A 9683-nucleotide genomic window follows, 5' to 3' on the forward strand; every position below is an offset into this window, starting at 1 on the left:
TTAAATCAGACGGAACTGTGGTAGCCGTGGGTTGGAATAAGCATGACCAATGCAATATAGATGGCTGGCGAGATATTGTGGCGGTAGCTGCGGGTTGCGCTCATACTCTCGGGCTTAAATCAGATGGCACGGTGGTTGCTATGGGCGATAATGAATATGGTCAATGTGATGTAAGCGGTTGGTACGGCTTACAACTGCCCAGTACCGATTGCAGCTTTTGATGATCGTCTAAACACAGGCCTCACACATGACCTGAGGTTGTTCAAAGCATGCTTTTAGGGGCAGGGTTACACATAAAACGTAGCGGAGTTGTTCCAGTTAGTTGTCTTCATCATAATTTAGCACAGTCCTTCTTTTTTATGATAACATAGATTACGCTCTGTTCAATTGACCTATAAACGGTTTTTCAGAGCCATCTTTTAATACATATGAATAGACGGGGGAATTAAATTGAAACGGATTGCGGTATATTGTGGTGCAAGTAAAGGTAACAATGCCATTTACGAGAAAGCTGCCGTTCAAATAGGTAACTGGATTGTTGATCAGGAACATGAACTAGTCTATGGTGGCGGAAAAGCAGGATTAATGGGAGTACTCGCTGATACTGTGATTCAACGTAGTGGTATTGTTACTGGGGTTATTCCTACCTTTCTGCAAGCGAGAGAACTAGCCCATGATCAACTTAACAAAATTATTATTGTGTCCAACATGCATGAGAGAAAAGCTAAAATGATTGAACTTGCAGATTGCTATATTGCACTTCCTGGTGGACCGGGGACACTTGAAGAAATTACAGAGGTCATTTCGTGGGGAAGAATTGGGCAGCATGTCAATCCATGCATCTTCTACAATGTGAACGGGTTCTATGATCTAATCGGCCAATTTTATGACAAGATGGTGGCAGAAGGTTTTTTAACGAATGCAGATAGACAAAAGATACTTGTTACAGATTCTTTAGATGAAATTAACACCTTTATAAGTGCTTATACACCGCCTGAGATCCGTCAATATAATTAATACCTCAATATCGACGGCGTTTAACGAACGGATGAGTAGAAGGTTCGAGGACGGCACGTTCCAGCTAGGACTATCGTTTATGATTCCATTGAAAGTCGCTATTTTAGCGGCTTTTTTTGCTTTGTCAGGAGTTGTTACTAGAAACGGACGGCCTCGAGGGAATAGATAGTGGTGTGGTTCTCTATAATTCGCAACCTTACTCAAAGTGATAATAGTTATCATTATCATTTACGTAATTCGACATTTGCTGTATACTGACAATGACTATTATACATAATGGCCAAAAAGAAAAAAATGAATTAAAAAGGGAGAGATTTTGAATGTTTTTATCCGTAAAAAAAGGAGCGATCCTTTGTTTAATTACTGCACTTATTTTTGTGCTTGCAGCCTGCTCCAGTAGTAATGGAAGCAGCAAAGATGCAAACACTAGCTCACACGAAGCAGTGACAGATAGCGCTACGAATGCTTCAACAGATGAGAAAAAAACAGATGCTGCTCAAACAACGTACCCATTAAGCGTTTCAAACTATACAACTGAAAATGGCGCATGGGTGGCAAAGGAACAAACCTTCGATAAGGCACCTGAACGAGTTGTTGCAAATACACAAGGTGCGGCTGAATTAATGATCCGTCTTGGGTTGACTGACAAAATAGTTGGAGTGGCCGCGCTGTTTGGCAATGTACCTGATGATATTGCTGAAGAGTTTAAAAAAATCCCTGTGCTGGCTGAAGGTTATGTAGGTAAGGAAGTGACCATAGGCGCTTCACCTGACCTGGTTATGGGGCGTGGTGGATTGTTTGAGGATGCTGACTGGGGCGTTGGTACAGTAAACAGTCTGAATGAAATGAGTATCAAAACGTTTGTACAAAGTACGAGTGTTACTGATGCAAAATTAGATAATCTATATCAGGATATTACTGAGCTAGGTAAAATATTTAACGTACAAGCGAATGCAGCGGCATATATTGATCAGCTTAAAGCACGCGAGAAAGCGTTATCGGATCGAGCAAGTACTGAAACGATCAACTATGCATCTTTTTTTGATAATGGTGATGGAACAATTGGAGTATACAACGGAACTGGAGATACGTTTATTGAAAGTGCAATGTCATTAATAAATATACATAATATGCTGATCAACGAAGAAGGCACGCTTAGTTTGGAGAAACTAATTGAGATCAATCCAGATGCCATGATTATTTCTAAATACGCCGGCGGTATTGATCCGGAACAAACAATTGAAAAGCTGCTAGCCAACAAGCAATTGCAAAGTATTAACGCGATTAAGAACAAGAAAATTTACGTTATTGATTTCAACAACTTCTGGGGCTACGGTGATTCTATCTTCACAGGAGTTGAAGCTCTCGCTGATGATCTGAACTTGTAATGGCAAATTTGATATACCTTATGGCACACAACATCAAATAAATATCATGTTTATTTTAACGACAGAACAGTAATTTACTGGGCTGTCGTTTTAATTTGGGCCGGAGGTATGAGCGGACATTAACAGAGCAAAGCCCTTCCTACTTCATATTCGGGAAGGAAAGGGCTGGTGTCGCATTGTCATTTTAGGCTATATGATTCAAGTTCTTATCTTTCAACCTACAGTTCTCGTTTATATTACGGTGATTGTTCCATAATACATGTACATTCCACAATTGAATTCATACGTTCCAGGTTTCAGATCATTTAAGGTAATGAAGTTATCTCCTTTTTCAAGATAAACATCTATTCCTAAATCTTTAGACTGAACGCTTCTTATACATGTATAACCTGTTTGTTTTATAAAATTTATTTTCGTTGGAACACCAGCTTTTAATTCAATATTTTCTTGACTAAAACCATCTGATTTTACATCGACTGAAACAATCTGATATCCTGAATTATCTTGAAGGGAAGTATCTTTCTTAATCTGTGATTCTTGGGATTGGACTACGGATGTTTGATTCGGGTGATATTGAAAAAATAACGTTGTTCCCACAGCTACAATTCCAAAAGCAACCGTTAATATACCTCCAATAAACGGTATACCAATCCCAGTTGTATTTGTTTTAGGATTATTATCAGTTGCTTGATTCGCTAATTGAAGAGCAACACTCAAAATAAAAATAAATAGAATGTCAACAAATAAGACCATGATATTGGAAGGACCAACCATTACCCCAAGCATTGCGCCCATCATCCCACCCATAATTCCTGCCAACATACCATCCAAAGCAGCCAATAGACTGATAGGTTTGCCAGTGAAGTACCCAGCTCCCAAGCCGAACAATATAGCGGTAACTGAGGGGACTGTTAAATCACGTGGAAACACAATGCCTAATTGTATACCAAGTGTAAGGCTTGACATCATCCCAACGGCCATAGCTATCATCATGCCAGGCATACCTGTAAGTCTTTCTTTTCGCTTATACGTCTTTAGAACAATGAATGCTGAAAACAGTATGACCATAAGCATACTTAATATCGCTAATAACACAATCTTATTCCTCCTAATATCCATACAGTAATGACGAGTAATTATCTAATCATTGACATTACGATCAAGATCATTCATCCCCATATATTAATATATCAGAATTATCATAACAACATGATTATTGTCATAGACAAGTCAAGGGATTGTCGCAATAGTATGAAGATAAATTGACATTTTGTTGTTACCCCTTTATATAAATCGATTTATATTTTAAATTTTTAACTCTAAAATCACTCAGACTTTTTGTTAGATCATGAGTGATGATGAAGTTATCTTTTCTCTATAGAATACATGTAAAATATATATAATTATTAGGGATAAATTTCGGAAGTGATCTGGATTGTGACTGGAGGGGGTTAGGGAGGTTTTATAATAGCCGTTTTAATTATATATTTGCAAATTGCAAGTAATTTGGTTATAATGATGACCAAGAGGTGATCATGTTGGCAGATATTCAAAATCCCAGAGAGCCACTACAAATTATGGTCCGTCGTTTCGGCTTACTGGATAAAAATTGTTGCACGGTTGGAGAGCATGAAATATCTCTGATTCAGAGCCATATCCTATACGAAATTGACCATCAACATGAGCCGTCCATGCAACAAATTGCCGAAACGCTCGCCATGGATATCACAACCTTCAGTCGTCAAGTACAGACCCTAATCAAGAAAAATCTGGTTCAAAAAACACCACTGCCCGAGGATCGAAGAGTATACATTCTTAGTTTGACAGACGAAGGAGAGTTTGTAACAACGGCTATAGATCATCGGATGAATGCTCATCTGGATGAGGTTTTTTCTTTCATGACGGATACGGAAAAGGAGACCGTCATGCAGTCCATTAAATTGCTCAATGAGAGCATGTTAAAATCGAAAATGTGTTGTACGCCGCTGGGGTAATGAACTTCATTACCCCGTTACACTGCCCAAATACTTGCAAAATGCAAGTATATTCAAACATACTGGAGGTACATTGATATGGAAAACACTGAATTCAAACAAGTTGAGTCTTGTTGTGCACCTACTTTGGAGAAAAAGAAAGTTTCTCCTCCGGAGCCTTTAATCCAAGGCGAGTTAACCCATCTACCTGTTGTTATCATTGGTGCAGGACCTATTGGTTTGGCAGCAGCGGCTCATCTGATCGAAGCAGATCAATCGTTTATTATACTTGAGGCGGGGACTAAAGTAGGAGAGAATATCTCCAAATGGGGCCATATTCGTCTGTTCTCACCATGGCAGTATAACGTGGATAAAGCGGCTGGACGATTGTTAACCAAGAAAGGATGGATTGCCCCCGCTCCAGACGATTTACCTACGGGGCATGAACTTCGAGATCTGTATTTACTCCCGCTCGCAGAGCTTCCGGAGATTCAGTCCAATCTTCATTTAAATTCACGTGTTGTGGGCATCAGTCGCAAAAATACAGATAAAATGAAAACAGCGAGCCGAGAAAAACAACCCTTTATGATCTACGTTGAAGAAGAGGGTAAGGCCAAGCGGTATGAGGCGAGAGCTATCATTGATGCTTCAGGAACTTGGGGGCATGCTAACCCTGTACTCGCCAGCGGCGTGTTGACTCTTGGGGAACAAGCTCTTCGTAACCATATATTCTATGGCATTCCGGATGTGTTAGCGGTAGATCGAGAGCGCTATATAGATAGACATATTGCTGTAGCAGGAAGCGGACACTCTGCCTTGAATACATTACTTGATCTTACCAAGCTCCAAGAATTAAATTCCGGTATGACACTGACCTGGATTATGAGAAAAGATCACGTGGAGGAAGCATATGGCGGAGAAGCGAATGATCAGCTCGAAGCGCGAGGAGAACTGGGACGTCGTATTCATGAACTGGTGGATTCCGGAAAAATCAGTGTTGTTACACCGTTCCATATTCAGGAACTGAAGCAGGAAGGGAAGCAGATTACCATAAGCGGAGAGCAACATGGCGTGATACAGGAGATCGCACATATTGATGAGATCATTGTGAATGCCGGAAGTCGGCCTGACTTGTCCTTCCTGAGGGAGCTACGGCTGAGTATTGACCCGACCACAGAAAGTGTGGCAACTCTTGCTCCGTTAATCGATCCGAATGTTCATAGCTGCGGCACTGTTCGTCCTCATGGGGAGAAGGAATTGCGTCATATGGAACACGGATTGTATATTGTTGGGATGAAAAGTTATGGACGTGCGCCAACTTTCCTGATGGCTACCGGATATGAACAAGTTCGATCAGTGGTTGCTTTTCTGGCAGGTGACCTGGAGGCAGCTACAAAAGTAGAACTGGATCTACCTGAAACGGGTGTATGCAGTCTGAATAGTCCACAAGTACAGGTAGCCGAGCAAACAAGTGATTGTAGTTCATCTTGTTCCAATTAATATAGAATAGGTCTGATTGACCTGAAAGTGTTGGTTCAACTTTAAACCAACACTTTCAGGTCACTTGGGATTTAAAATTGACAATTAGACTTTTGTATTATAATATAAGCATGTGCTTATGTATATATGGAAGGAGGTAAGTGATATGGATTCTATTCAAGAAGCATCGGAAAAGTTAAAATTGCTGGGGGATAAGACACGTCTGACGATACTTACACTCCTCAAAGAACGTGAATGGTGTGTATGTGAGTTGGTAGACATTCTGGACATGTCACAACCTGGGGTCAGTCAGCATTTGCGTAAGTTAAAGGATCAAGGGCTGGTCAAAGAGAATAAACGTGGACAATGGGTATACTACTCTTTGAATGTAGAGGATACACCATATATTAAATCTGTGTTGGAATTTATGCCGGATTCTGCAGCCATTCTTAAGTCTTTAAATAAAGAGAACATTTCATCCGTATGTAATTAATATTTGGACAATATATAAGCATATTGTTATGTGATTATGTAAATGTAATTGATTTGATCGGAGGTATATGTTTGTTTTCTACTTTTCTTGCTTGTATGATCTTTTTGATAACGTTAGTCCTCGTGATCTGGCAACCTAAAAATCTGTCGATTGGCTGGTCTGCTTGCGGCGGAGCAATTCTGGCGTTACTTGTGGGCGTAGTTCATTTCCAGGATGTTTGGGATGTTACGCAAATGGTATGGAACGCCACGCTTGCTTTTGTGGCCATTATTATCATCTCATTGATTTTGGATCGTATTGGTTTCTTCGAATGGGCAGCTTTACATATGGCGAAGGCAGCTCATGGCAGAGGTGTTCGGATGTTTGTATACGTCTCAATCTTAGGAGCTGTAGTTTCTGCTTTCTTTGCCAATGACGGAGGAGCACTGATTCTCACCCCAATTGTTTTGGCTATGGTACGCGCACTGAATTTTGATGAGAAAAAAGTGTTCCCCTTCATTATTGCCAGCGGATTTATTGCGGATACAACTTCATTGCCACTGGTTGTAAGTAACCTAGTAAACATCGTATCTGCCGATTTCTTCGGTATTACGTTCATGGAGTATGTAGGAAAGATGTTTATTCCGAATCTGTTTTCACTGACTGCAAGTATCGGTGTGTTGTATCTCTTTTTCAGGAAAAGCATTCCCAAACGATTTGATGCCAGTGAGCTGAAAGCACCTGTAACAGCGATCAACGATCTGAAGATGTTCCGCTTGTCATGGATTGTAATTGGCATCCTGCTCTTCGGTTACTTAGGCAGTGAATTTGTTGGTGTGCCTGTATCTATTGTGGCAGGAGTCGTTGCTATATTCTTCCTGATTATGGCTTCTCGAAGCTCTGCTGTATCGACTAAAAAGGTCGTTAAGGAAGCGCCTTGGGCGATCGTATTCTTCTCTATCGGTATGTATGTCGTAGTCTATGGTCTGCGGAATGTGGGTCTGACGGATCTACTGGCCGTAGTTATCCAGGCCGTGGCAGATCAAGGATTGTTTGTCGCAACGATTGGTATGGGCTTTATTGCTGCGATCATTTCATCTCTAATGAACAATATGCCTACGGTTTTGATTGATGCACTCGCCATTGATGCAACAACCGCTACGGGAACCGTTCGGGAGGCGTTGATCTATGCCAATATTATTGGCTCGGATCTAGGTCCCAAAATTACACCGATTGGTTCACTGGCAACACTGCTCTGGCTTCATGTGCTCAGCACCAAAGGCGTCAAGATTTCATGGGGCACCTACTTTAAGACAGGTATCATTATCACAGTTCCGACTCTGCTTATTACGCTAATGGGTCTATATCTGTGGTTAAGCATTCTATAATTCAAACTACGAGGAGAAGACGATGAACATGAGCAAAAAAACACTTTATTTCCTATGCACAGGCAACTCGTGTCGGAGCCAAATGGCCGAAGGCTGGGCTAAGAAATATCTGAGTGAGGACTGGAACATTTATAGCGCAGGAATTGAAGCCCACGGTTTGAATCCAAAAGCAGTGGAAGCGATGAAGGAAGTAGGTATAGATATTTCAAGCCAGACTTCGGACATCATTGACTCCGAGCTACTGAACAGTGCAGATTTCGTCGTCACATTATGCGGGGATGCGGCAGATAAATGTCCGATGACCCCTCCACAAGTGAAGAGAGAACACTGGGGATTCGATGATCCCGCGAAGGCGGAAGGTACAGAAAAAGAGAAATGGGTTGTATTCCAAAGGGTTCGTGACCAGATTGGGGAGCGAATCAAGACTTTTGCTGAAACGGGCAAATAACACAAAAAACCGGGAGTCCTTTCCCGGATTTTCATATTTGTGAGGATAACATTTTTTAGTTTAAACAACCTGTACCTATTAAACGGCTACAGGTCTATTATCGTTTTGTGCTTAAATGTTGTGGTTCTCAATAAATCTAATAGGACAGGAATGGACTTAATGGAGCTCTTTAGGTAAATGGAAAAGTTAAGGTTCATCTCATATTTCTAATTATAGTTCGGTTTTTCTTTCTCCTTCTCGGTATGATATAAAGCGTGCCATCTTCGTTATACTCTGCGTAAGCTATATCCTTAATATTGTCATATCCCTGTTTTTGCATCTCGATTCTTACCTTATCCGTATCAATTTGCATTCCTCTCATCGACATTTTCAGTAATTCCCCTTTATCAATCACTGTAATAGCGAAACTATCGGAATGTACTTCGAGGCCCAGATCTTGGGCAGATGGTGGTTCATATTCAGGTTTGCGAAGGACGGACAGAGACCCGTCTGTTTCTAAGACGGCATGTTTGACCTCTTGAAGCGAAAAAACATTTTGTTTTCGAAGCATGGAAAGCAATTGTTTAAACTCAATATCATATTTCTTGATCAAGCTCTGATTGACCTCTCCATTATCAATTAAAAGTGCAACCCGCCCTTCTGCAACATAGCCTAATTTTACAAATCGGGTTGTTATTTTCTCAAAAAGGTAAGAGAGGGCACTCCAGACTGCCAATGCATATAGGAGTTGAGATACCTTTACCTGATCATCATAAAGCGTATTCCCTACAATCTCACTTAATACTAATGAAGATAGGAAGTCTAGTGGTGTAAGTTGGCTGAGCGTTTTCCTACCAGTAATAAAAGTGATGGCCCATAGCCCAAAAAAGCTAATCACTAGTTTGATGGTTAATCCCATTAACATATTGATATAACCTCCCAAAAGAACAAATCTTTGATGAATATTTACCCGGTCAATTAAATTGAAAACATACAGAACAACATGTACCTTTAAGGGGAAGAAAAAAATGGAGCTTACTATCTTAAAGATAGTAAGCTCCATAGTATTATTTATACTATATTTGATCAAATGCTCTTCATTAATTTACCGCGGTTTTTGTTTCAGTCTTACCTTGTTGATTTTTTGACGTCTCGAAACGTTCATCACTTACTTCCGCATGTTTAATGAAGAAAACTAATATTAATGCGACAATATTAATGCCAAGTGCGATATAGAATGAATATTGGATTCCGGCTAATAACGCTTCTTGGGTTAATAAAGCTTTATTGGCTGCTGTCAGGGTTGTTGGATCAACACCAGTCATCAAATCTTCAGCGTTGTCACAGAATTCATAATCGTAATCAGAATAGCCGTACCAATTGAACCGGACACTTGCTGAGCTGTATTGTTAACAGCCGTACCATGTGGATTTAAGCGTGTTGGCAATTGATTAAGGCCGTTTGTCATAATAGGCATCATGACCATTGCCATACCGAACATACGCATCAGGGCAATAGCTCCAACGATTAAAGTGATTA

Annotated in this window: 9 protein-coding genes and 2 pseudogenes; 8 read left to right on the forward strand and 3 right to left on the reverse strand. The window is 40.5% G+C overall.

The genetic code is table 11. The annotated features are described in order from the left end of the window. The 3 genes and pseudogenes from AMS66_RS31515 to AMS66_RS03030 all read left to right on the forward strand — a co-directional run. A pseudogene (locus AMS66_RS31515) lies at positions 1 to 221 on the forward strand (RCC1 domain-containing protein); the annotation flags it as partial. 229 nt (positions 222 to 450) lie between these two features. Next, positions 451 to 1017: an LOG family protein gene (locus AMS66_RS03025; protein ID WP_053779385.1), complete on the forward strand. Its 567-nt coding sequence runs from the start codon at positions 451 to 453 to the stop codon at positions 1015 to 1017. A 320-nt stretch (positions 1018 to 1337) separates the two neighbouring features. Further along, positions 1338 to 2405, forward strand: coding sequence for an ABC transporter substrate-binding protein (locus tag AMS66_RS03030; RefSeq protein ID WP_053779386.1), 1068 nt, complete (start codon positions 1338 to 1340; stop codon positions 2403 to 2405). A gap of 231 nt (positions 2406 to 2636) precedes the next feature. Here the strand turns inward: AMS66_RS03030 and AMS66_RS33385 are convergent, their stop codons facing one another. After that, positions 2637 to 3500: a cupredoxin domain-containing protein gene (locus AMS66_RS33385; RefSeq protein ID WP_236703131.1), complete on the reverse strand. Its 864-nt coding sequence runs from the start codon at positions 3498 to 3500 to the stop codon at positions 2637 to 2639. A gap of 452 nt (positions 3501 to 3952) precedes the next feature. Here AMS66_RS33385 and AMS66_RS03040 point away from each other — a divergent pair, with 452 nt between their 5' ends. The 5 genes from AMS66_RS03040 (at position 3953) to arsC (ending at position 8165) form a co-directional block, all read left to right on the forward strand. Next, positions 3953 to 4399: a MarR family winged helix-turn-helix transcriptional regulator gene (locus AMS66_RS03040; protein WP_053779452.1), complete on the forward strand. Its 447-nt coding sequence runs from the start codon at positions 3953 to 3955 to the stop codon at positions 4397 to 4399. A 78-nt stretch (positions 4400 to 4477) separates the two neighbouring features. Continuing rightward, positions 4478 to 5878: an NAD(P)-binding domain-containing protein gene (locus tag AMS66_RS03045; protein WP_053779387.1), complete on the forward strand. Its 1401-nt coding sequence runs from the start codon at positions 4478 to 4480 to the stop codon at positions 5876 to 5878. Positions 5879 to 6023: 145 nt separating this feature from the next. After that, on the forward strand, positions 6024 to 6350 hold the full coding sequence (locus tag AMS66_RS03050) for an ArsR/SmtB family transcription factor (RefSeq protein ID WP_053779388.1): 327 nt from the start codon (positions 6024 to 6026) through the stop codon (positions 6348 to 6350). A gap of 71 nt (positions 6351 to 6421) precedes the next feature. After that, on the forward strand, positions 6422 to 7717 hold the full coding sequence (locus AMS66_RS03055; RefSeq protein WP_053779389.1) for an arsenical efflux pump membrane protein ArsB: 1296 nt from the start codon (positions 6422 to 6424) through the stop codon (positions 7715 to 7717). A gap of 28 nt (positions 7718 to 7745) precedes the next feature. Continuing rightward, positions 7746 to 8165 carry an arsenate reductase (thioredoxin) gene (arsC, locus tag AMS66_RS03060; protein ID WP_053779453.1) on the forward strand — a complete coding sequence of 140 codons (420 nt, stop codon included), beginning with the start codon at positions 7746 to 7748 and terminating at the stop codon, positions 8163 to 8165. 193 nt (positions 8166 to 8358) lie between these two features. Here arsC and AMS66_RS03065 read toward each other — a convergent pair whose 3' ends face one another. Then, positions 8359 to 9069, reverse strand: a complete 711-nt coding sequence (locus tag AMS66_RS03065) for a DUF421 domain-containing protein (protein ID WP_236703133.1) — start codon at positions 9067 to 9069, stop codon at positions 8359 to 8361. 175 nt (positions 9070 to 9244) lie between these two features. Continuing rightward, positions 9245 to 9683, reverse strand: a pseudogene (locus AMS66_RS31520) (MFS transporter); the annotation flags it as partial.

The organism is Paenibacillus xylanivorans (assembly GCF_001280595.1).
In the GTDB taxonomy this organism is placed as follows: domain Bacteria; phylum Bacillota; class Bacilli; order Paenibacillales; family Paenibacillaceae; genus Paenibacillus; species Paenibacillus xylanivorans.

Coding starts and splice junctions, on each gene's coding strand:
- AMS66_RS03030 (WP_053779386.1), top strand. CDS start 1,338: ATGTTTTTATCCGTAAAAAAAGGAGCGATCCTTTGTTTAATTACTGCA.
- AMS66_RS03045 (WP_053779387.1), top strand. CDS start 4,478: ATGGAAAACACTGAATTCAAACAAGTTGAGTCTTGTTGTGCACCTACT.
- AMS66_RS03050 (WP_053779388.1), top strand. CDS start 6,024: ATGGATTCTATTCAAGAAGCATCGGAAAAGTTAAAATTGCTGGGGGAT.
- arsC (WP_053779453.1), top strand. CDS start 7,746: ATGAGCAAAAAAACACTTTATTTCCTATGCACAGGCAACTCGTGTCGG.
- AMS66_RS03065 (WP_236703133.1), bottom strand. CDS start 9,069: ATGTTAATGGGATTAACCATCAAACTAGTGATTAGCTTTTTTGGGCTA.